Origin of the sequence: Novosphingobium sp. JCM 18896 (assembly GCF_025938095.1) — a bacterium.
GTDB lineage: Bacteria > Pseudomonadota > Alphaproteobacteria > Sphingomonadales > Sphingomonadaceae > Novosphingobium.
Genome location: NZ_JAPCZF010000002.1, coordinates 810,349 through 831,842 on the forward strand (window position 1 = coordinate 810,349; position 21,494 = coordinate 831,842).

19 protein-coding genes are annotated in these 21,494 nt (G+C 68.3%); 10 read left to right on the plus strand and 9 right to left on the minus strand.

The features are described 5' to 3' along the window. Positions 1-6 precede the first annotated feature (6 nt). Positions 7-780 (minus strand): peptidoglycan editing factor PgeF, encoded by a 774-nt coding sequence (gene pgeF / locus OLX23_RS09850; protein ID WP_264444753.1) that lies wholly within the window; start codon positions 778-780, stop codon positions 7-9. Next, positions 773-3,430 (minus strand): aminopeptidase N, encoded by a 2,658-nt coding sequence (gene pepN / locus OLX23_RS09855; RefSeq protein ID WP_264444755.1) that lies wholly within the window; start codon positions 3,428-3,430, stop codon positions 773-775. Before pepN ends, pgeF begins: the two co-directional genes overlap by 8 nt. A gap of 58 nt (positions 3,431-3,488) precedes the next feature. Here pepN and OLX23_RS09860 point away from each other — a divergent pair, with 58 nt between their 5' ends. Further along, complete coding sequence (locus OLX23_RS09860) at positions 3,489-4,280, plus strand: SDR family NAD(P)-dependent oxidoreductase (protein WP_264444756.1); 792 nt, start codon at positions 3,489-3,491, stop codon at positions 4,278-4,280. A 163-nt stretch (positions 4,281-4,443) separates the two neighbouring features. Here the strand turns inward: OLX23_RS09860 and OLX23_RS09865 are convergent, their stop codons facing one another. Then, positions 4,444-5,445: a threonine aldolase family protein gene (locus OLX23_RS09865; RefSeq protein WP_264444757.1), complete on the minus strand. Its 1,002-nt coding sequence runs from the start codon at positions 5,443-5,445 to the stop codon at positions 4,444-4,446. 54 nt (positions 5,446-5,499) lie between these two features. Between OLX23_RS09865 and OLX23_RS09870 the strand changes: the two genes are divergently transcribed. Both OLX23_RS09870 and OLX23_RS09875 read left to right on the plus strand, forming a co-directional pair. After that, on the plus strand, positions 5,500-5,790 hold the full coding sequence (locus OLX23_RS09870; protein WP_264444759.1) for a GNAT family N-acetyltransferase: 291 nt from the start codon (positions 5,500-5,502) through the stop codon (positions 5,788-5,790). Positions 5,791-6,070: 280 nt separating this feature from the next. Further along, complete coding sequence (locus OLX23_RS09875; RefSeq protein ID WP_264444761.1) at positions 6,071-8,488, plus strand: TonB-dependent receptor; 2,418 nt, start codon at positions 6,071-6,073, stop codon at positions 8,486-8,488. Positions 8,489-8,597: 109 nt separating this feature from the next. On the opposite strand, the gene OLX23_RS09880 is transcribed toward OLX23_RS09875, so the two are convergent. From OLX23_RS09880 to OLX23_RS09900, 5 genes are all read right to left on the minus strand, one after another. Further along, complete coding sequence (locus tag OLX23_RS09880; RefSeq protein WP_264444762.1) at positions 8,598-9,290, minus strand: phosphotransferase-like protein; 693 nt, start codon at positions 9,288-9,290, stop codon at positions 8,598-8,600. 2 nt (positions 9,291-9,292) lie between these two features. After that, on the minus strand, positions 9,293-10,243 hold the full coding sequence (locus tag OLX23_RS09885; RefSeq protein ID WP_264444763.1) for a hypothetical protein: 951 nt from the start codon (positions 10,241-10,243) through the stop codon (positions 9,293-9,295). Next, positions 10,240-10,704 (minus strand): nuclear transport factor 2 family protein, encoded by a 465-nt coding sequence (locus OLX23_RS09890; protein ID WP_264444764.1) that lies wholly within the window; start codon positions 10,702-10,704, stop codon positions 10,240-10,242. The genes OLX23_RS09885 and OLX23_RS09890 overlap by 4 nt, the downstream gene beginning before the upstream one ends. A gap of 237 nt (positions 10,705-10,941) precedes the next feature. Beyond that, positions 10,942-12,138: a M20 metallopeptidase family protein gene (locus OLX23_RS09895; RefSeq protein ID WP_264444765.1), complete on the minus strand. Its 1,197-nt coding sequence runs from the start codon at positions 12,136-12,138 to the stop codon at positions 10,942-10,944. A gap of 39 nt (positions 12,139-12,177) precedes the next feature. Further along, entirely contained in the window at positions 12,178-13,062 is an 885-nt protein-coding gene (locus tag OLX23_RS09900) for a CDP-alcohol phosphatidyltransferase family protein (RefSeq protein ID WP_264444766.1), read from the minus strand. Positions 13,063-13,239: 177 nt separating this feature from the next. Here OLX23_RS09900 and OLX23_RS09905 point away from each other — a divergent pair, with 177 nt between their 5' ends. The 5 genes from OLX23_RS09905 (at position 13,240) to OLX23_RS09925 (ending at position 17,952) form a co-directional block, all read left to right on the plus strand. Beyond that, a complete protein-coding gene (locus tag OLX23_RS09905) occupies positions 13,240-14,358 on the plus strand; it encodes a CDP-alcohol phosphatidyltransferase family protein (RefSeq protein ID WP_264444767.1) in 1,119 nt (372 codons plus the stop codon). A gap of 105 nt (positions 14,359-14,463) precedes the next feature. Continuing rightward, a complete protein-coding gene (locus OLX23_RS09910) occupies positions 14,464-15,177 on the plus strand; it encodes an NTP transferase domain-containing protein (protein ID WP_264444768.1) in 714 nt (237 codons plus the stop codon). After that, positions 15,174-15,815 carry an HAD family hydrolase gene (locus OLX23_RS09915; protein WP_264444769.1) on the plus strand — a complete coding sequence of 214 codons (642 nt, stop codon included), beginning with the start codon at positions 15,174-15,176 and terminating at the stop codon, positions 15,813-15,815. Before OLX23_RS09910 ends, OLX23_RS09915 begins: the two co-directional genes overlap by 4 nt. Before the next feature lie 199 nt (positions 15,816-16,014). Beyond that, positions 16,015-17,115 carry an inositol-3-phosphate synthase gene (locus OLX23_RS09920; protein ID WP_264444770.1) on the plus strand — a complete coding sequence of 367 codons (1,101 nt, stop codon included), beginning with the start codon at positions 16,015-16,017 and terminating at the stop codon, positions 17,113-17,115. A 102-nt stretch (positions 17,116-17,217) separates the two neighbouring features. Continuing rightward, the gene (locus tag OLX23_RS09925) at positions 17,218-17,952 is read left to right on the plus strand and encodes an NTP transferase domain-containing protein (protein ID WP_264444771.1); all 735 of its coding nucleotides are present in this window, start codon (positions 17,218-17,220) and stop codon (positions 17,950-17,952) included. Positions 17,953-18,087: 135 nt separating this feature from the next. Here the strand turns inward: OLX23_RS09925 and OLX23_RS09930 are convergent, their stop codons facing one another. Next, complete coding sequence (locus tag OLX23_RS09930; protein ID WP_264444772.1) at positions 18,088-18,585, minus strand: DUF2141 domain-containing protein; 498 nt, start codon at positions 18,583-18,585, stop codon at positions 18,088-18,090. 297 nt (positions 18,586-18,882) lie between these two features. Between OLX23_RS09930 and rpe the strand changes: the two genes are divergently transcribed. Continuing rightward, entirely contained in the window at positions 18,883-19,548 is a 666-nt protein-coding gene (rpe, locus tag OLX23_RS09935; protein WP_264444773.1) for a ribulose-phosphate 3-epimerase, read from the plus strand. A gap of 3 nt (positions 19,549-19,551) precedes the next feature. After that, entirely contained in the window at positions 19,552-21,444 is a 1,893-nt protein-coding gene (locus tag OLX23_RS09940; RefSeq protein ID WP_264444774.1) for a heparinase II/III family protein, read from the plus strand. Positions 21,445-21,494: the final 50 nt, after the last annotated feature.

The following is a 21,494-nucleotide window of genomic DNA, read 5'->3' on the forward strand; positions in this document are numbered from 1 at the left end:
GTTCAGCTAGCGTTCGGAGAGACCGATCAAGGCCATCTGCCGTCCATAGGCAGGCTCGCCGCGATGCGTCGCGCGGCGGAAGGAATAGAAGCGGTCGGCCTGGGCATAGGTGTCGAGCGCCAAGTCCTCGACCCGGCCGACCCCCGCCGCGGCCAGCCTGGCGGCGACATAGGCGGGCAGGTCGAACTGCCAGTGGCCGGGCTTCCCAGCCATGAAAAACCGCGTGTTTGCCGAATCGCTTTCGAGGAAACGCGACCGAAAGCCCTCGTCGACCTCGTAGCTGGCCTGCGCGATCGTCGGTCCGATTGCCGCGACGATCGCTCCGCGCCGTGCACCCAGGGCTTCCATCGCCGCGATCGTGTTGTCGGTGACGCCGCCGATCGCGCCTTTCCAGCCGGCATGGGCAGCGCCGATCACGCCGGCCTCGCGGTCGGCGAAGAGCACGGGCGTGCAGTCGGCTGTGACGATCCCGAGCAGCAGGCCGTGGCGGTTCGTCGCCAGGGCGTCGGCCTGCGGGCGCTCGGCGTCGCTCCAGGGTTCCGTCACGGTCACGCAGTCGGGCGAATGGACCTGATAGCAGGCGACGATCGGCGCACCGGGCAGCACTGCTGCGCCGCCGCGCGCGCGATTCTCGGCGACGGCTGCGGCGTCGTCGCCCGAACCCAGGCCCATGTTGAGCCCCGCGACCAGCCCGGTGGAGACACCGCCGCGCCGGCCGAGGAAGCCGTGCGGAATGCCGGCGAGCACCTCGGCGCGGTTGACTTCGACGGGTTCAGCCAAGGCTCTTGGTCACCTGCTCGAGCGTGTCGCGCGACAGCTTGGGCGCCTTGGCCACGCGCTCGAGCTCGGCGCGCATCAGCGCCGAGCGCTTGGGCTCGATCCGCCGCCAGCGGCCGAGCGGCGCGACGAAGCGTGCCGCGGTCTGCGCGTTGATCGGATCGAGCGCGAGGATCAGATCGGCGATCGTGCGATAGCCCTCGCCGCTTTCGGCATGAAACGCCTTGGGATTGACCGCGCAGGACATGTAGAGCGCGCGGACGCGGTTGGGATTGCTCAGGGTGAAATCGGGGTGCGCGGCCAGCGCCTTGACGTGTTCGAGCACCTTGGGGTGCAGCGAGCCCGCCTGGAGCGAGAACCACTTGTCGATGACCAGGGCATTGCCGTCGTAGCGTTCGCGGAAATCGGCGAGAGCCTCTTCGCGAGCCGGCGTATCGAGCCCGCAGAGCACCATCAGCGCGCCCTGGCGGTCGGTCATGTTGTCGGCCGCGGCATATTGGGCCGCCGCGCGCCGGGCGGCCTCTTCGGGTGCACCCGCGGCGAGATAGACCAGCGCCTGGGTCTTGAGCTTGCGCGCGCCGCGCGCCTCGGCGCTGCGGCCATAGGGCAGGGCGGAGACGCGGTCGTGCAGCGCGGTCAGCCGGTCCTTCAGCTCGCGGCCGAGCCAGGCCTTGAGCCCCTCGCGCTCGGCGTGGATCGCGCCGGGATCGGCGACCTTGAGCTGTTCGGCGAGATAGGCCTCCGAGGGCAGGATCATCAGCTCGCCGCGCATCAGGTCGTCGAGCGCCTTGTCGTCGATCACCGGCGCGAGTGCGCGGCCGATCGCGTCGCGCCCGGCCTGGCGCTCGGCGTCACACAAGATACCGCCGTCGATGGCAGCGACGAGGTGCTGGACGATCAGGCTCTGCATCGCTTCGTAGCGCGCGAAGGGATCGTCGTCGTTGGCCGCGAGGAAGACGAGGTCGGCGGTCGGCACGTCGCTGTCGATCGCCACGGGGGCGGTGAAGCCCCGGTTGATCGAGAGCACGGGCGTGCGCGTGAAGCCCGAGAAGGCGAAGCTCGCCTCGGCGGCGTCGAGCACGATCAGTTCCTCGCCGCGATGCTGGCCGGTGTCGCGATCGAACAGCGCGAGGCGCAGCGGGATCGGCATCGGCTGCTTGACCGGCTGGCCCGGCGTCGCGGGCACGACCTGCGACAGGTGCAGGGTGGCGACGTCGCCCTCGTGATCGAGCCGCACGCGCAGCTTCGGCGTGCCCGCCTGGCTGTACCACTGGCGGAACTGCGTCAGATCGAGCCCGGCGCCGTCCTCGATCGCCTGGATGAAGTCCTCGCAGGTCGCGGCCTCGCCGTCGTGCCGGTCGAAGTAGAGGTCGGTGCCTTTGCGGAAGGCCTCGACGCCGGACATCGAGCGCATCATGCGGATCACCTCGGCGCCCTTGTTGTAGACGGTCGAGGTGTAGAAGTTCGAGATCTCCTGGTAGGAATCGGGCCGGATCGGATGCGCCAGCGGCCCCGAATCCTCGGGGAACTGGGCCGAGCGCAGCACGCGCACGTCCTCGATGCGCTTGACCGCCTCGGAGCCCATGTCCGCCGAGAACAGTTGGTCGCGCAGCACGGTGAAGCCTTCCTTGAGGCTCAGCTGGAACCAGTCGCGGCAGGTGATGCGGTTGCCCGACCAGTTGTGGAAGTATTCGTGACCGATCACGCCTTCGACCGCGTCGTAGTCGGCGTCGGTGGCGGTCTCGGGGTCGGCCAGCACGTAGCGCGTGTTGAAGACGTTGAGTCCCTTGTTCTCCATCGCCCCCATGTTGAAGTCCGAGACCGCGACGACGTTGAACAGGTCGAGGTCGTATTCGCGGCCGAACGCCTCCTCGTCCCATTTCATCGAGGCGATCAGCGAATCCATCGCGTGCTGGGTGCGGTCCTCGTCGCCGGGGCGGACCCAGATGTTGAGATCGACCTGGCGGCCACCTGCCGTGGTAAACTGCGCGTGGTTGGCGATCAGCTCGCCCGCGACCAGCGCGAAGAGATAGCAGGGCTTGGGCCAGGGATCGTGCCATTCGGCCCAGTGGGTGCCGTCCGCGTTGTCGCCCTGTGCCGTGCAGTTGCCGTTCGACAGCAGCACGGGGAAGCGCGCCTTGTCGCCGCTCATCCGCACCGAATAGACGCTGAGCACGTCGGGACGATCGGGGAAGAAGGCGATGCGACGGAAACCCTCGGCCTCGCACTGGGTGCAGAGCATGCCGTTCGAGGCATAGAGCCCCATCAGCTGGCTGTTTGCCGTGGGGTTCACCACGGTCTCGATCTCGACCGTGTGGTTCGCGCCGGTCAGCTCGATCAACAGGTCCTGCCCGTCCATCCGCCAGTCGTTCGCGGCCTGGCCGTCGACCGTCACCGCGTGCGCGGCCACGCCGTCACCGTTGAGCCGCAAGGTCTGCCCGCCCGAACCTTGGGGGTTCTGCGTGACCGCGAGCGTGGTGACAACCTTGGTCGAATCGAGGTCGAGCGTGAAATCGAGCCTGATCTCGGGCACCAGCCACTCGGGCGGCTGGTATTCCTCGCGCCGAATCACCGCGGGCGCCTGCGGCGGCACGGCGGCGTCCGCCGTCTCGGGGTTCTCGATCGGGGTCGACGGTCTGCTGGCGATGTCCATGCAAACTATCTAGCGCGCGTGCTTCCGATTGCCAGCGGCTGCGCTATCAATCGGCACCATGAAACGCCTGTTTATTTTCGGGCTCGGCTATTCGGCCGGGGTGATCGCCGCCGAGTTGCGCGTGCGGGGCTGGAGCGTCGCGGGGACCGGCGGCGGCAACCTGCGCTTCGACGACGAGGATCGCGTGCGGCAGGAGCTCGCACAGTCGAGCCACGTCCTCTCGTCGGTCCCGCCGGGCGCCGAAACCGATGAGGGCGTGGACCCTGTGCTGACGCGCTACGGCAACGCGCTCGATCATGGCTGGCTCGGCTATCTGTCCTCGACCGGGGTCTATGGCGATACCGGCGGTGCCTGGGTCGACGAGACCGCGCCGGTCGGCGGCGGTCGGCGGTCGGCGCGGGTGGAGGCCGATGCCGAATGGCTGGCGCGCGGCGCGCGCGTGTTCCGGCTGCCGGGGATCTATGGGCCGGGACGCTCGGCGCTCGATCGCGTGCGTGCGGGCAAGGCGCATCGGATCGACCTGCCGGGCCAGGTGTTCAGCCGCGTCCACGTCGCCGACATCGCCAGCGGGGTGATCGCGGCGCTTGCCAAGGGGGATGGGGCGCCGCCCGGCGCCTACAATCTCGCCGACGACCTGCCCTGTGGCCAGAACGCGGTGATCGAGGAGGCCTGCCGGCTCGCGGGCATCGCGCAGCCGCCGATGCAGGCGCTCGACGAAGCCGGCCTCTCGCCCGCCGCGCGCGGCTTCTATGCCGAGAACCGCCGCGTCGCCAACGGCAAGGCGCGGCGCGTGCTCGGCTGGCGCCCGCGCTATCCGACCTATCGTGAGGGGCTGGCTGATCTTATCTAGATCCTCCCTATTTCTGCGAAGCATAAATGGGGAGGGGGACCGCCAGACCCGCAGGGGCTGGTGGTGGAGGGGTATCTGGCGCAACTACCCCTCCACCACCGGCGCTTCGCACCGGCGGTCCCCCTCCCCGTTTGTCGCTGCGCGAAAAACAGGGAGGATATCGTCACAGCCCCGCGATCGCCTCGGCCAGCGCCTGGCAATGTTCGGGCTTGGAATCCCAGGCGGTGACCATGCGCGCGCCGTCGGGGCCCTGGTCGTAGAAGGCGAAGCCCTGTTCGCGCAGCCGCGCGCGCTCGGCTGCGCTCATGCGCAGGAACAGCTGGTTGCCCTCGACCGGCTCGAGCAGGCGGTCGGCCGCGCCGCGCGCGACGATCGCCGCGGCCTGATTCGCGGCCAAGCCGTTTTCGAGCCAGAGCTTGTTCTCGAGCATCGCCAGGATCTGCGCGGCGAGGAAGCGGCCCTTCGATTGCAGGTGCCCGGCGCGCTTGCGGCGATAGCCGGCGATCTCGGCCAGGCCCTCGTCGAAGAAGACGATCGCCTCGGCGCTCATGCCGCCGTTCTTGACCATGCCGAAGCTCAGCGCGTGGACCCCGGCGTCGCAGCTGATCGCCGCGGGCTCGCAGCCGAGGAAGGCCACGGCATTGGCCAGACGCGCGCCGTCCATGTGCAGCCAGAGCCGCCGGTCGCGCGCCATCAGGCCGATCTCGGTGACCTCGGCGGGGGTATAGACGCGGCCGCGCTCGGTTGCCTGGGTGATCGAGATTGCCGCCGGCTGGACCCAATGCACGCCGCGCTTGATCGGATCGATCACGCCGGCAATCCCCGCGGGAGTGAGCTTGGCGCCATCCCCCTCGGCCAGCAGCAGCTTGGCGCCGTGGGTGAAGAACCCCGGCGCGCCGCCTTCGTCCTGTTCGATATGGGCGAGCTTGTGGCACACCGCGGCGCCCTGCGGCGGCACCATGGTCGACAGCGCCAGGCAGTTGGCGGCGGTGCCGCTGGCCACCCATAGGGTCCAGCAGGGACGCCCGAAGACCTCGGCGAAAGCGGCATCGAGGCGGGCCGAGAGCGCATCGCCATCATAGGGCGCGTCGGGCGCATCGGCGGCGAGCAGCGCGGCCCAGACGTTCGGGTGCACCGCGGCGGCATTGTCGGACATGAACTGCATGACCATATGCCTTGCGGCGGAGAGCGGTTCCGTCAAGCGTCAGGAGCTCAGTCCATGGAAGGCCTCACGATTACCCGGCACGATCATGCCACCGGCGGCGAGTACCGCGCGCACGTGCCCGGCACCGAGACCGTGGGCCGCCTGACCTGGGTCGATGCCAACGGCGTCAAGGTGGCCGACCACACCCTGGTCCCGCCCGAGATCGGCAATCGCGGGATCGCCGCGAAGCTCGTCGAGCGCATGATCGAGGATGCCCGGGCCGAGGGTTTCAAGATCCACCCGCTGTGCAGCTACGTCGCGGTTGCCTTCAAGCGGCACCCCGAGTGGGCCGACCTTCACGCCTGAGGATTCCTGCCCCCTCGTCTTGTAGGGCAATTTGCTGAACAGATGGTCAGTTTTCTGACTGCGGCGGCAGGCGCCGGCGCCGAAAATTGACGCAAGCGGCAGGTGCCGCGGCAAGCCGCGTAATCTGCGCGACTTGGTCGATCAAATCCCTATGCACCCGCTTGTCCGGTCTCGCGCCGATGGGAAGCCGGGCGATCGCGCTGCCGCAAAAATTGCGGAGTTCCCGGCCTGTGGGCCGGGTGCGCGGCGGCACCAAGCCGTCGGCCATAGGGAGGGGAACATGAGGAAAGCAGCACTGCTGGCCGCGGCCGCAGTACCGATGATCGCAGTCTGGGCCGCGCCGGCCTTCGCGCAGGAGACCGAGGAGCCCAAGTCCTCGTCGGCCTACGTCGACAACGGCGACATCATCGTCACCGCGCGCAAGCGCCAGGAATCGATCCTCAAGGTGCCGATCATCGAGACGGTGCTGACCCCCGAAGTCCTGGCCGATCGCCAGGTCACCAACATCACCGGCCTGACCCAGCAGGTCGCCGGCCTGCAGATCGGCAACAACGTGCTGTCGGTCGGTGCGCAGATCTCGCTGCGCGGCGTCGGCACCTCGTCGCTCGACGCGGGCGTCGACCAGTCGGTCTCGCTCAACATCGACGGCCTCCAGCTGACCCAGGGCGCGTCCTATGCGGTCGGCATGTTCGACATGGCGCAGGTCGAAGTGCTCAAGGGCCCGCAGGCGCTGTTCTTCGGCAAGAACAGCCCCGGCGGCGTGATCTCGATCCGCACCGCCGATCCGGGTGACGAGCTCGAAGTCATCGCCCGCGCCACCTATGGCGTCGAAGCCCGCGAGAAGCGCGGCGAGCTGATCTATTCGGGCCCGCTCAGCGACACCGTCGGCATCCGCCTCGCCGGCATGTATTCGGACGACGACGGCTACTTCTTCAACAAGGCGACCGCAGCCCCCGGCACCGGCGCCAAGACGCCGAGCAGCAACCGCTACAACGCCACCGAGGAATACATCCTGCGCGGCACCTTGGTGTGGAAGCCCGATGCCGACGTCAACGTGCGGCTCAAGGTCAACAACACCAAGAAGCGCGTGGTCGGCGGCGGCGCCCCGATGGGCTCGTGCCCCGACGGCAACGGCGCGCCCGCGGGCATTCCCTTCATCAACCCGGCCGACGACTGCAAGATCGATCGCAACGTCTACATCGTCGACATCCTGCCTTCGGCCTTCCCCGAAGTGCGCAACGGCGGCACGCCGTTCCAGAAGTACGTGACCAGCTTCGGCACGCTCGAGGTCGGCTACAACGTCGCCCCGCAGCTCAGCCTGACCTCGACCACGGGCTACTACAACACGCGCTTCGACGGCCTGCTCAACGGCGTCAACTCGGGCTTCGCCGGCCCGACCCTGATCGCCGACAACCGCTTCCGCCGCCGCGACTGGACCCAGGAGCTGCGCCTCGAATCGGACTTCAACACGCCGCTCAACTTCCTGCTCGGCGGCTACTACCAGAATGCGCGCGTCTCGAACCGCATCTGGGTGGGCGGCAACACCGCCTATGGCTTCCCGGCCACGCTGACCTCGGGCATCAACGACGTGAAGATCGAGGCCTGGTCGCTGTTCGGTCAGCTCCGCTGGAAGCCGGTCGATGTGCTCGAGATCGCCGGCGGCGTCCGCTATGCCGACGAGCGCCGTCACGACGATGCGGCCAGCGCGACGAGCTATTTCTCGGCGCTGACCCCGATCACGATCGCCAACCCGACCCTGCGTGCCAAGAACTGGTCGCCCGAGCTGACGATCACCTATACGCCGACCGACGACCTCACCGTCTTCGGTGCGCTCAAGCAGGGTTACAAGTCGGGCTCGTTCATCATGACCGTGCCGGCGACCCCGGGCGGCGACAACTCGTTCGGCGACGAGCGCGTGCGCGGCGGTGAAGTCGGCCTCAAGGCGCGTCTCGCCGATCGGGCGCTGAGCATCGAGTCCGCGTTCTACTACTACAAGTACGACAACCTCCAGGTCGGCGCGAACGAAGTCGCCGCGGGCGGCCTGCCGGTGATCCGCACGATCAATGCGGGCAAGTCGACCGTCTACGGCGTCGACTTCGAGGCGACCTATCGTCCGCCCTCGCTCGAAGGTCTCAGCGCCCGCCTTGCGGTCAACTGGAACCACGCGCGCTTCACCGAGTTCGCCAATGCGCCCTGCGCTGGCGGCCAGACCATCGCCGACGGCTGCAACCGCGTGCTCAACCCGGCCACGGGCCGGTTCCAGGCACAGGACCTCGCCGGCCTGCCGCTGCCCAAGGCGGCGGACTGGACCGCCAACGGCGGGCTCGACTACGACAGCAGCGTCGGCAACGGGCTCAAGCTCGGGCTCGGCGTCAATGTCCAGTACTCGTCGAAGTTCCTCAAGAACCTCGGCCGCCGCGCGGACTTCTACCAACCGGCCTTCGCCAAGCTCAACGCCAACGTCAGCCTCGCCTCGGACAACGATTCGTGGGAACTGGCGGTGATCGGCAACAACCTGACCAACAAGTACACCGCGGGTAACTGCACGCAGTTCAGCGGTGCCACCGGCCAGGTGCTGGCGCCGCCGCTGACCGGCGCGCCGGGCCGCAACGCCTCGGGCGTCGACGAACTTGCCTGTATCGCCGATCCGGGCCGTCAGGTGTTCCTGCGCCTGACCCTGCGTCCGACCTCGTTCTGACGATCGTGAGGATCCCGGGTTCGCCCGGGATCCCATACGAAAACGCCGTCCTCGCTAGCGCGGGGGCGGCGTTTTCGTTTCTGGTGTGTGGAGTGGCGCTCTTCGCGCCCTACGGCCGCGGGTATTTCGCGCGGATGCGATCGAAGGCGGTTCCCGGCCCCTCGGCCAGCCGCGCCGCGATCATCGCGGCGACTGCGTCGGGGCCGTGTACGCTCGTGTCGATCGTCAGATCGGCCTCGTCGTTGGCATAGACCGCCTCGTAGAACCACGGCCGCAGCCGCGTCAGCCGGTCGACGATCTTGCGCGCGGCGTCCTCGCCGAGCAGGTCGACCGGGATCTTCTTGTCCATCTGCCGCTCGGCGACACGCTGTTCGAGCACTTCGAACGGCGGCTTGAGCGTGACCAGCAGCACGGGCAGCCCCTCGAGCCGCCAGGCGCAGTCGGCCAGGACCGGGGTCTGCGTCATCAGCAGGTGGTCGAACACGATGTTGCAGCCGACCCGCGACGAGGCGGCCAGCCATTCGTGCAGCGCCGCGAAGGCCTGGACGCCCTTGGGGCCGAGCACCCACTTGAGCGGCCCGTCGGGCTTGGCGGGATCGGCCGGCTCGGCATGGATGCCCTCGCGCGATTTGGGGCCGTGGTGGCCGTATTGCGAAGGCTGGGTGCCCGCCAGGAAGTGGTCGATGCCGTAGAGCAGCCAGTAGTCGTCGGATCGCTTCTGGAACAGCTCGGCCGTGGTCGACTTGCCCGAGCCCGAGGTGCCGTTGATGATGACGATCTGACCGGGTGTGGTTTCGGCCAAGGTCATTCTCCCAGCTTGATTTCGCCGCGCGCCAGCTGGCGGAACGGTTCGGCGGGCGAGAACTCCTGGTTGTCGCCCCAGTGCTTGACGCCGTTCCAGTCCCACTCGGCCAGCGACCAGACCACGGTGTGGTCGGTATATCCGGTGAACACCAGCCCGGGATCGATCGTGCCCGTGGCGGTCATCGAACGGCCGAGCGTGTCGGTGCCCTCGAAGACGAACTTCGACGGGCCGAATTCGCCGAATTCGAGCACCGTGCGCTTGCCCGAGACCAGGCTGGCCATCTCGCCGTCCTGCATGATGTAGCCGCCAATGCACTTGGCCTCGCGGCCATAGAGGCCTTCGCTGGTCATGCAGAGCGCGTGGAACGAGCTGTTTTCCGCGATGCCCCAGAAATAGCCGCCGGTGGCCAGCGATTCGTACTCGCGCGCGCCGTAGGACGTGTCGCGCATCGAGAAGCAGTCGATCGCGAACTCTTCGCCGTGACGGCGGATCGTGCCCTGCATCCGGCCGGGCTGCTCGATGTGGAACTTGGCGGTCGACTGCTGGCCGGGATCGCCGGTCTTGAGCTCGTGGCAGGGGCCGATCGCCTCCCACACGAGGTCCATCTCGAAGCCTTCCTTGTCGTAGTCGATCTTGTAGCGCTTGAGCGGCTCGAGCATCTTCACCTTGAGCGAATTGCGCGCCTGCATGTCGAACTTCTGCGCGCCCGCGGGCATGCCCTGGAGGTGCGCCCAGTTATAGTAGAGCGCGTTCCACTGGTAGGTGCCCGAGGCATCCCACATGCAGGGACCGCCGTTGAGCATGCCCATGTTTGGGCGGAAGTAGTACTGGAGCATCCCGTGGATCCGCCGCTCGGGGATCGAGAACGAGAACCAGACGCTCTCGTTCCAATAGGGATTGTCGTCGCGGCCTTCGCCGAAATAGTCGGCGAAGCTGAGGTCGGCGGTCATGCGGGTTCGTGTCCTTCAGGCCAGATGATGTCGAGCGAGAGCCGCGTGAGCGTCAAGGTGGCGATACGCCAGCGGCCGCCCTCGCGGCGGTAGGTTTCGTGATAATGGCCGCGGCCGAGGATCGACTTCCAGCCGGTCTTGGGATGGCGATCTTCCCACGAGATGACGTCCTGCATCGCCCAGATCGCGCGGCCGATCGGCTCGGCACCGGTCTCGTCGATCTCGACCTCGCCCATCAGGCCTTGGTGGATCGAGACCGCGTGTTCGAGCGAATGGTGCAGCGCCGCGGCATAGGTGTCGCCGCCCTCGGTATAGACCTTGCCCTCGGGGGTCAGGACCTTGAGATCGCTGGCGAACACCTGGCGCAGCTCGTCCCACTGCTTGGTGTCCATCAGGCGGAAATAGCGCGCCTTGAGACTGCGGATCTCCTCGATCGCTTCCAGCCGTTCCAGCCTGTCCATGCCTGCTCTCCTCGGCGGCGAACCAAGGGCAGGCGCGCAGGCAATGCAAGTGCGCGGTGATGACCGGCGCGGCAATCGCGCTTGCAGACGAATTGTCCGATCCTCCCCAACGGGGGAGGTGGCAGCCGCGCAGCGGCTGACGGAGGGGGCGCGGGCAGCCGCTACGCTGGCGCTGCCGCACCCTCTCCACCACCGCCTGCGGCGGCGGTCCCCCTCCCCCGGTGGGGGAGGATCGGCTCAATCGAAGCCATTCTCCAGAAAGCTCTCGGCCAGCCCAGCCAGGAAGGCCGCGCCTTGCGGCATGACGCTCTCGTCGAGCATCATCCGGGTCGAGTGGATGCCGCAGCATTTGGTCCAGTCCTCGCCGGCATGGCTGACGCCGAGGAAGAACATCGCACCGGGCACCTTGTCGAGCACGTAGGCGAAGTCCTCGGCACCCATGATCGGGTCTTCGAGCCGCAGGAAGCTCTGCGCGCCGAACATCTGCCGGCTCAGCGCCTCGCCGAACTGGACCGCGCGCGGATCGCAGATCGTCACGGGGAAGCCCTCGGTGATCGTCACTTCGGCGGTCAGCCCGTGCGCGCCGGCGATCCCCGCTGCGAGCAGCCGCACGGCCTCGGCCAGCGACGCGCGGTTCTCGCGGCTCAGGGTCCGCATCGTGCCGCGCAGCGAGACGCGGTCGGCGATGACGTTGTGCGCGGTGCCGGCTTCCATCTTGGTGATCGTCACGATCACCGGATCGTGCGCGTTGAACCGGCGCGTGACCATCGTCTGCAAGGCCAGCACCAGCTCGGCGGCGACAGGCACGGGATCGAGCGTCTGGTGCGGCATAGAGGCATGGCCGCCGCGGCCTTCGATCACGATATCGAGCTGGTCGGCGGCGGCGAGCAGCGGTCCCGAGCGCCCGGCGATCAGGCCATGCGGCGCGGTCGGCATGACGTGGAGCGCGAAGGCCGCGTCCGGCATCGGATCCAACAATCCGTCTTCGATCATGAAGCGCGCGCCGTGATAGCCCTCCTCGCCCGGCTGGAACATGAAGCGGACCTCGCCGGCGAGCGTGTCGCGGCGCGCGCAGAGCAGTTCGGCCGCGCCGGCGAGCATGGCGGTGTGCGCATCGTGGCCGCAGGCGTGCATCGTCCCCGGGATCGTCGAGGCGAAGTCGAGCCCGGTCTCCTCGGGCATCGCCAGCGCGTCCATGTCGCCGCGCAGCAAGACCGAACGCCCGGGCTTGTCGCCCTTGAGCGTGGCGACGAGCCCCGTGGTCGAGGGCCCCTCGCGCCATTCGAGCGGCAGGTGAGCCAGCGCGGCGCGGACCTTGTCGCGCGTCTTGGGCGTGTGGAGGCCGAGCTCGGGCTCGGCATGGATCGCCCGGCGCAGTTCGGTGATGCGGGGCGCGAGTTCGCTGGCGCCGGCTATCAGGTCTTGCAGTTTCATCGCGCGCTCCGGTTGTCGGCTATTGCCGGTTCCCGGGCTTTAGGCGCCGATCTCGGCGGCAATGCGGCGGGCGGCGGCGTTGTGCATCTTGACCGATACCACCAGCAATAGGTTGAGCACCACGGCCTGGTAGAGGAAGTACCAGATCGGGCTGCCCAACAGCATCGACGCGCCGAGCACCAGCGCGCGCGGGTTGGGGCCGAGGAACTTGCACATCAGCAGCAGCGGCGGTGCCTCGGCGCGCACGGCGGCGCGGATCGCTTCCTGCCGCGCCGGATCACCCTTGGCCGCCTCGACCGCGGCGTCGATGCGCAGCGCGTGCGGGGTCATGCCCGAAGCGAGTTCGAGATAGGCGCCGACGATCGCGCCGAGCCCGCCCTTGCCGGTTGCGCTGTCGCCCTTGGCGGTGTTGCGCAGCCACGGCGTGCCGTAGACCCACCACTGGTACTGCCGGCGCTGGACCTCGACGTGGTTCGACTGGACGATGTGGCTGAGCCCCGCGGGCACCATGAACAGCCAGGCGGTCCAGCCCATCTGCTGGTCGAGCAGCCAACCGAGCACGAAGTAGAGCACGATGTGGCTGAGATAGTCGCAGAGGCCGTCGACGAGCTCGCCGGTGGGGCTGGACTTGCCGGTGATCCGCGCGAGATCGCCGTCGGCGCCGTCGACGACGTGCCAGGTCATGTGCAGCACCAGGCCGAGCAGTGCGGGGCCGGGCCAGCCGGGCTGGGCATAGGCGACGGCCGCACCGATCACGCAGAGCGCGCCGATCACCGAGACCATGTTGGGGGTCAGCGGCGTATGCGCGAGGCGCCGGGCCAGCTGCCAGGCCAGCGGGTGATAGAGATAGTGGTTGAGCGGGTCCTGCAGCTCGCGGGCGCGCACGGGCCGGCTGATCTTGCCGTCGGAACCTGTTTTGGTCACGCGTCGAACTCCCGGCGGGGGCTGCGGCGGACCCGCACCGCGCGGACCCGGCCGCTCCCTAGAGAGCGGCGCGCGCGAAGGCAACCGGCGCAGGGCGAACGTTTCGCAGTGGACGCAACCGGGGGCAGCACCTAAATTGCCGGCCAAGTTCTACATACCTCGGTTTCCGCCATAACAATGTCCGCTTCCTCCCCCGCGATTTCGCCGGACTTTTCGGTCGCGATCCCGACATCTCCGTTTCTTCGCCAGCGCATGGGCGGCCTGACCGGCATCGGCCGTTCGGTGATCCTCGCCGATCTCGTCGGCGCGCGGACCATCTACGTGGTCTCGTCGCGCGCCGAACCGATCGACTGGCCGCGCAGCTTCGCGCTGCGCGAGCGGCCGCTGCCCGAGGTCGTCTTCGTCGCCGATGCCGGTGAGATTCCCGCGCAGGCGCGTCTGGTCATGCTTCCCGCCGACCGCCTGCTGACGCAGCAGGGCCTGCGCCGGCTCGTCGAGGATCCGGCAGCCGCGCTCGACGCGCCCGGCGACGGTTTCGGACCGGGCGCGCCCGATGCCGTGACCTGGCAGATGCTGCAGGCCTCGATGAAGCCCAGCGAGGGCTGGTTCGGCCGCCATCTCAACCGACCGATCTCGTTCCGCATGGCCGCCTGGCTGATGCGACGCGACGTCTCGCCCAATGCCGTCACCTGGGCCACTTTCGCCATCGCCGTGGTCATGACCGTGCTGCTCGCGCACGGTGGCCTGTGGTGGCTGGCGATCGGGGGGCTGCTCTATCAGGTGGTCTCGGTGGTCGATTGCGTCGACGGCGACATCGCCCGCGTCAGCCACCAGAACAGCCGCTCGGGCGCGGTGCTCGATACGGGCTTCGACATGCTGGCCAATCTCGGCTTCGCCGGCGGGCTGACCGTGGGCCTGGTGCGGACCTACGGCATGGGGCAGCTGCAGGTCGCGGGAGCCATGGTGGTGATCGCCGCCTTGTGCATGAGCCTGATGGCGCTGCTCGTCCGCCTCGGCCCGCGGCGCGGCAGCTTCGACGTCCTGCGCCAGGCTTTGGCCTTGCGGCTGGCGTCTACCCCGCGGCTCGCCACGGTCGTGCTCACCGCCGAGAAGCTGTTCAAGCGCGATTTCTATGCGCTGTTCGCCGCCTGCCTGTGTCTCGCCGGCATTCCCTGGCTGGTGCCGCAGCTCGCGCTCGGCGGCATCTGCATCTGGCTGGCGGCGATCCTGTGGTGCGCGCCGGTGATCATCGCCGACAAGAGTGGCGACCTACTGCCCGCGCATCTGAAGGCCTGAGTACAACCGTACTCAATGGTATGGACTATCTGTGCAGGTATCTTGACGGTGTGATCGCGCTTCGTCATCGCGATGCACGATGCGTGTAAAGTCCAAGTCATAACGATGAGGGGTGTCATTCTCGCCGCCGGACGCGGCAGCCGACTGGGCGAGGCGACGGCGTCGCTGCCCAAGCCCCTGCTCGCGGTCGGCGGGCGCGCCTGCATCGACTTCGCGGTCGAGGCGCTGCTCGGCGTCGTGTCCGAAGTGGTGGTCGTCACCGGCTATCAGGCCGACCAGGTCGAGGCGCACCTCGCGCAGCACTGGGGCGGCCGTCCGATCCGCACGGTGCGCAATCCCGATCTCGAAGCCGGCAATCTCACCTCGCTGCGCGCCGCGCGCGCGCTGCTGGGGCAGGAGCCTTTCGTCGTCACCAATGCCGATCACCTGTTCCCGGCAACGATGTATGTCGACCATTTCCGGCCCGGCGCCGACGTCACGATCGCCTGCGAGCGCGACCGCACGATCCTCGACGACGAGATGAAGGTGCTCGCCGCCGGCGAGCGGCTGACCGACATCGCCAAGACGCTGACGCAGTATGATGGCGCCTATATCGGCACGACCGCGGTCGGCGCCGATAGGACGGCGCACTACTGGGCGGCTTTCGACGCGGTGGCGGCCGAGGCCGACATCCGCACCGCCTCGGTCGAGATGGTGCTGGCGCGGCTCGCGCGCGACACGGCGACCGCGCCGCGCCTGCAGTGGATCGAGGGCCTGCGCTGGTACGAGGTCGACACCCAGGAGGACCTCGATCTCGCCCGTGGCGGTCTCGGCGCATGACCGTCGACCTGCTCGTGTTCGATCTCGACGGCACGCTGGTGCCGACGATGGAGGACTATGCCGACCAGGCGGCGAGCCTGATGGAGACGCATCTCGGCACGCCCTGGGACGCGGCGCGCGCCGACTATTTCCGCACGTCGGGCCTGCCCTTCCAGAAGCAGCTGCGCCAGCTCTACCCGCAACGCGCCGATACCGACGCCGTCGCCGAGCGATTCGAGCAGTGGAAGGACGGCTATCTGCGGGCGATCGTGCTGCCCGCGCAGGTCGAGCAGTTGTTCGGCGAATGGCGCGAGCGCGGTTTCCGCGTGGCGATCTCGTCGAACAACATGCAGGTCTACGTCGATCGTCTCGCGCGCGACTGGCCGGTCGATTTCGCGCTGGGATTCCGCCCCGAGGACGGCTTCGGCAAGGGTGAGGACCACTTCCGCGCGCTCGAGTCCCGGTTCGGTCTGGGACGTGAACGGATGGTCTTCACCGGCGATTCGCCCAACGACGCGCGCATCGCCCGCGACACCGGTGTCGCCTTTCGTGCGCTGCTGACATCGGCTTTCGCGGCCGAGGATTTCCGGGCGATCGATCCGCAGATCGTGCTGCTGGAGCGGCTGGATCAGCTTGTCGGAACGCTTGCAATCGGCTAACGGCGCGGCCGGGTACGGTTGGAGAATCATCAGCGGCGACTGGCAAATCCGCCACAATAGGTGGGGATTATGCGGGGTTGTACCCATCATCCCCAACCATCCGACTTGACCGCGCGCAAACTTCTTGCTTTTGCCGCGTGATTTAACAATGACGTGCGATTAGGGCGCCAAAGCGTCTTTCGAAAGGGATCGAAATCAAATGAAGCCAATCAAGGTCGCCGTGATCGGCGTGGGCAACTGCGCCAGCTCGCTGGTGCAGGGGGTTGCGCACTACCGCTCCAACAATTCCTCGCAGGGCCTGATCCACGATCGCATCGGCGGCTACGGCGCTGGTGACGTCGACTTCGTGCTGGGCGTCGACGTCGACGCGCGCAAGGTCGGCAAGGACATTGCGGAAGCCATCTTCGCAGCTCCGAACAACACCGCCGTGTTCCACGCCGACGTGCCCGCCACCGGCGCCAAGGTCATCATGGGCCGCGTCTCGGACGGCGTCGCCCCGCACATGACCAACATGGGCGAGCGCGGTTTCGTCGTCGCCGACGAAGCCGAAGCCACCAAGGAATCGATCGTCGCCGCCATCAAGGCGTCGGGCGCCGAGGTTCTCGTGAACTTCCTGCCCGTCGGTTCGCAGGAAGCGACCGAGTTCTACATGGAATGCGCGCTCGAAGCGGGCGTCGGCGTCGTCAACTGCATGCCGGTGTTCATCGCCAGCCGCCCCGAGTGGGAAGCGCGCTTCCGCGAAAAGCGCCTGCCGATCGTCGGCGACGACATCAAGGCGCAGGTCGGTGCGACGATCGTCCACCGCGTGCTGTCGAGCCTCTTCGCCGCCCGCGGCGTCCAGGTCGAGCGCACCTACCAGCTCAACACCGGCGGCAACACCGACTTCATGAACATGCTCGACCGCCAGCGTCTGGGCAGCAAGAAGGAATCGAAGACCGAGGCGGTGCAGGCCATGCTCGCCGAGCGTCTGGCCGACGAGAACATCCACGTCGGTCCGTCGGACTACGTTCCCTGGCAGAAGGACAACAAGCTGTGCTTCCTGCGCCTCGAAGGCAACCAGTGGGGCAACGTGCCGATGAACCTCGAGCTGCGTCTCTCGGTTGAGGACAGCCCGAACTCGGCAGCTTGCGTCATGGACGCGATCCGCTGCGCCAAAGTCGCGCTGGAGCGCGGCGAAGGCGGAGCCCTGATCGGTCCGTCGGCCTACTTCTGCAAGCATCCGCCGCAGCAGTTCAACGACGACGTTGCCGCGCAGATGGTCGAAGAGTACATCGCCGACACGGCGCTCGCCGCCGAGTAAGCGCAGCGATCTGCATAGCGACGGCGCCGGTCAGCACGTTCTGGCCGGCGCCGTTGTCATATTACCGGCTGTAATGCCGAATAGGACGATGCCAGAGGGACGATGGAAGCGCTGATCATCGCCGCGGGCTACGGGAGCCGCCTGCGGGACATCTCCGAATCGAAACCGCTGACGCCGGTCGCGGGCGTGCCGCTGATCGAGCTCGGCGTGCGCCAGGCCGCTGCGGCGGGTGCGACGCGAGTCGTCGTGGTGACCGGGCACGCGGCCGACCGCGTCGAGGCGGTGCTGCCGGCCCTGGGCGAGATCGCGGGCATTCCCGTCGTCGCGCAGCGCGTCGACGACTGGTCGAAGCCCAACGGCTTTTCGGTCATGGCCGGCGCGGCGCGGATCGATGGCGACTATCTGCTGATGATGGCCGATCACATCTTTTCGGCCGGCATACTCCAGGATCTGGCGCGGGCCGGTTCGGCCGAGCGCGGCGTGACCTTGGCGGTCGACCGGCGCGTCACCAGCCCGCTGATCGATCCCGACGACGCGACCTGGGTCGCGACCGATCCCTGCGGCCGCATCCGTGCGATCGGCAAGACGATTCCCGAATACGACGCGGTCGATTGCGGCGCCTTCCTCGCCACGCCCGAACTGGCCAAGGCGATCGCCGCGGCCGTGGCTTCGGGCAAGGCCGGCAGCCTGTCCGACGGCATGCAGCGGCTGGCCGACGCGGGCCGCGCAGGCACGATGGACATCGGCGAAGCCTGGTGGCTCGACGTCGACGATCCGCGCGCCCATGCGCTCGCCGAGGCCGAGGCCCCGGTCGAACTCAAGGAAATCTACGGGTAATAAATCCTCCCCGGAACGGGGAGGGGGACCGCCGCAGGCGGTGGAGGGGACTCTCGGCGAACGCTGCGTTGCCGGACAACCCCCTCCGTCAGGCGCTGTGCGCCTGCCACCTCCCCGCGAGCGGGGAGGATCACATCACGGATACTTCATCTGCACGCGCGTGGTCAGGCCGGCGCGCGGGATGTTGAGGCGGACCGAGCGGAACGAGGGCAGGCCAGCCAGGGTCGGCGGATTGTTCGAGAAGCCATAGCCTTCGGCCGGGAAGCCGATGCCCGTGCGGTCGAACGAGCGGTTGCCGTTCTCGTCGTGATAGAGCGCCAGCGCATAGACGCCCGGCTTGGGCACGAAGATGCACATGCGCGTGGTGCCGGCTTCGGCGTTGACGCGGCCGACGTAGAGCGAGCCGTGGCGGACGAGGAACTTGCTGGGCTTGTCTTCGTAGAGCGTGACCGCGAGCAGGCCGCTGCCGTTGCGCAGGCCCTGCGCGACGACGTTGATCCAGGTGGAACTGGGTGTGCCGGTGCAGCCGAGCGGCGGCGTCGCAGCCGGTTGGGCGGCCGCGGGGGCCGTGAACAGGGTCAGTGCGGAGGCGCAGGCGAGCGCCGCGGCGCTCAGACGGCTGGGCAGGGTCATGGGCTTATTCGGTCCTGACGTTGAATCGGATATGAGCGGGGGCGGCTTTCTCAGCAACAATGTGTTGCTTTCAAGGCGAAGAGGCCAGAGCGAGGCGGTCGGTGTCGCCTTCGAACGCCTCCCATATGCGATTCGGGCGCTGAATACAGACTGAATTTGCGCAAGCCCCGCCATTGGCGATCCGGCGCAAGCTCTGCCGTGGTCGTCGCATAAAGCCATCGCGTGTGGAAAAAGCCACGTTCCATCCTTGTCGCCCCAAGATGTGGTGTCTAATCGCCGTGCCAAGGAGCTAGTTCCATGTCCGCGCCGTTGATTTCGCCTTCGATCCTGTCCGCCGACTTCTCGCGCCTCGGCGAGGAGGTGCGCGCGATCGACGCTGCCGGGGCCGACTGGATCCATGTCGACGTCATGGACGGCCATTTCGTCCCTAATATTACGATCGGCCCGATGGTGGTGAAGGCGCTGCGCCCGCACACGACCAAGCCCTTCGACGTCCACCTGATGATCTCGCCGGTCGATTCCTATCTTCAGGCCTTCGCCGATGCCGGGGCGGACATAATCACGGTCCATCCCGAGGCCGGCCCGCACATCCACCGCACGGTCCAGGCGATCAAGGGGCTGGGCAAGCAGGCGGGCGTCTCGCTCAACCCGGGCACCCCGGCCAAGATGCTCGATTACCTGATCGACGACATCGACCTGGTCCTGATCATGAGCGTCAATCCGGGCTTCGGCGGTCAGAGCTTCATCTCGAACCAGCTCCGCAAGATCGAGGCGGTGCGCAAGATGATCGACAAGACGGGCCGCGACATTCGGCTCGAAGTCGACGGCGGCGTCGACGTCGGGACGATCCGGTCCTGCGTCGAGGCCGGTGCCGACGTGCTGGTCGCGGGCACGGCGACCTTCCGCGGCGGCCCCGATCGTTATGCCGCCAACATTGCCGCACTCAAGGCGCTGGGCGACTGACCGATGGGCGAGACGGCCATTTCCGATCTCGCCGCAACGCGCCGCTCCGGCGCCGACAACGGAGCCATTCCGCTGGTCGCAGCGGGCGAGGAGAGCGGATTGATCGAGACGGGCGGCAGCGATCCTGATGCCGAGACCGAAATTCCGGCAGGGCGGGGCGAGCTGATCGAGCCCGGCCGCGCGCTGGCGCTCGCCGATTTCTCGCCGCCGTCGCTCGGTGCCGGCGAATGGCTGGTCCGCTTCGCCTACAAGCTCGGCGTGCCGACGTCGATGCTGACCTCGCCTTTGGGCAAGGCCACCAAGACCCGCCTGCTCGCCACCGTCTCCAATCCGCTGCCCGGCGATCGCGCCGCCGGCACCGCGCTGCGCGCTGGCCATTTCCTGGTCCACGGCGCCAAGACCCCGATCGCGCAGATCGACTTCGCCGGTGCGGGCCGCATGACCCCGCCGCTCGAACGCGTGGTCCACAGCTTCGCCTGGCTCGCCGATCTCGAAGCGAGCTGCCCGCGCGAGCAGGGTGCGCCCGTCGCCGAGCGGATCATCGCCTGCTGGCTCGACGCCAATGGCAAGCCGCCGTCGAAGCCCGGCAAGGGCCCGGCCTGGAGCCTGGCCAACGCCGGTTCGCGCCAGCTCAACTGGCTGGTCCAGGCGCCGCTGATCCTGTCGGGCAAGGACAAGCGCCTGCGGGCGCGGATTCTCGGCGCGATCAGCGACGGGGCCCGCTGGCTCGACAAGAATGTCAGCCGGGCCGAGGACCTGCTCGGTGCCGTCGCCGGCTGGTGCGGCATCGTCGCCTCGGGCCTGCTGCTGCCCGACGGTCGCCCGCGCCGGCTCTATGGCGAAGCCGGCCTGATCCGCGCGCTCGGCGATCTGATGGGCGACGACGGCGGCGTGCTGTCGCGCAGCCCGCTCGGCCAGATGGAGGCGATCGCCCTCCTCGTCACCCTGCGCGCCTGCTACCGCGCGACGCGGCGTGAGCCGCCGGCCTCGCTCGACAACCTGATCGCGGTGCTGGTGCCGCCCTTGCTGGCGCTGACCCATGGCGACGGCTCGCTCGGCTCATGGCAGGGCTCCTGGGCGATCGATGCCGAGACGATCGCGCGGCTGGTCGATGCCAGCGGCGTGCGCACGCGGCCCTTGCGCGACGTGCGCCAGTGGGGCTTCCAGCGCGTGGTCGCGCAGAAAGGCTTGCTGCTGTTCGACGCGGCGCCGCCGCCGATGGCCAAGCACGCGCGCAACGGCTGCGCCTCGACCCTGGCCTTCGAATTCTCGCAGGGCGGCCACCGCATCGTCGTCAACTGCGGCGGCTCGGGTTGCGCCGGCGGGCTCGTGCCTGTGCGCCTCGAACAGGGTCTGCGCGCCACGGCCGCGCATTCGACCCTGGTGCTCGACGACGCCAATTCGACCGCGGTGCTGATCAATGGCGGCATCGGTTCGGGCGTGTCCGAGGTCGACATCGACCGCCGCACGCTCGAAGGCGAGAAGCGCGGCCGCGCGACCCGCCTCGAAGGTAGCCACAACGGCTATGCCGCGCGCTATGGCCTGGTCCACCGCCGCATCCTGATCCTGGCCGACGACGGCAACGAGCTGCGCGGCGAGGACCTGCTCGTGCCCACGGGCAAGAAGGGCAAGCGCGGCAAGGTCGGCTTCGCGATCCGCTTCCACCTCGGTCCGAACATCGAGCTCGGCCTGTCCGAGGACGGCCAGGGTGTCGGCATCGCGCTGCCCGACGGCTCCTACTGGCAGTTCCGCGCCGCGGGCGGCGAAGTCTCGGTCGAGGATTCGTTCTGGGTCGACGGCCAGGGCCGGCCGGTGCCCGCGCAGCAGCTCGTGGTCAGCGGTCTGGTCTCGCGCGGGGGCGGAAACTTCGCCTGGCTGTTGAAGAAGATGAGCTGAACCGGGTCCACCGGCTGGCCATTTTCGCGCAAAGGCCTATGGGGAGCCGC

Bases quoted from the DNA above. Each gene is read 5' to 3' on its own strand.
- OLX23_RS09915 (WP_264444769.1), top strand. From the start codon at position 15,174: ATGACCGTCGACCTGCTCGTGTTCGATCTCGACGGCACGCTGGTGCCG.
- OLX23_RS09940 (WP_264444774.1), top strand. From the start codon at position 19,552: ATGGGCGAGACGGCCATTTCCGATCTCGCCGCAACGCGCCGCTCCGGC.
- OLX23_RS09920 (WP_264444770.1), top strand. From the start codon at position 16,015: ATGAAGCCAATCAAGGTCGCCGTGATCGGCGTGGGCAACTGCGCCAGC.
- OLX23_RS09910 (WP_264444768.1), top strand. From the start codon at position 14,464: ATGAGGGGTGTCATTCTCGCCGCCGGACGCGGCAGCCGACTGGGCGAG.
- OLX23_RS09890 (WP_264444764.1), bottom strand. From the start codon at position 10,704: ATGGACAGGCTGGAACGGCTGGAAGCGATCGAGGAGATCCGCAGTCTC.
- OLX23_RS09865 (WP_264444757.1), bottom strand. From the start codon at position 5,445: ATGCAGTTCATGTCCGACAATGCCGCCGCGGTGCACCCGAACGTCTGG.
- rpe (WP_264444773.1), top strand. From the start codon at position 18,883: ATGTCCGCGCCGTTGATTTCGCCTTCGATCCTGTCCGCCGACTTCTCG.
- OLX23_RS09895 (WP_264444765.1), bottom strand. From the start codon at position 12,138: ATGAAACTGCAAGACCTGATAGCCGGCGCCAGCGAACTCGCGCCCCGC.
- OLX23_RS09905 (WP_264444767.1), top strand. From the start codon at position 13,240: ATGTCCGCTTCCTCCCCCGCGATTTCGCCGGACTTTTCGGTCGCGATC.
- OLX23_RS09925 (WP_264444771.1), top strand. From the start codon at position 17,218: ATGGAAGCGCTGATCATCGCCGCGGGCTACGGGAGCCGCCTGCGGGAC.
- OLX23_RS09860 (WP_264444756.1), top strand. From the start codon at position 3,489: ATGAAACGCCTGTTTATTTTCGGGCTCGGCTATTCGGCCGGGGTGATC.
- OLX23_RS09885 (WP_264444763.1), bottom strand. From the start codon at position 10,243: ATGACCGCCGACCTCAGCTTCGCCGACTATTTCGGCGAAGGCCGCGAC.
- pepN (WP_264444755.1), bottom strand. From the start codon at position 3,430: ATGGACATCGCCAGCAGACCGTCGACCCCGATCGAGAACCCCGAGACG.
- OLX23_RS09870 (WP_264444759.1), top strand. From the start codon at position 5,500: ATGGAAGGCCTCACGATTACCCGGCACGATCATGCCACCGGCGGCGAG.
- OLX23_RS09930 (WP_264444772.1), bottom strand. From the start codon at position 18,585: ATGACCCTGCCCAGCCGTCTGAGCGCCGCGGCGCTCGCCTGCGCCTCC.
- OLX23_RS09875 (WP_264444761.1), top strand. From the start codon at position 6,071: ATGAGGAAAGCAGCACTGCTGGCCGCGGCCGCAGTACCGATGATCGCA.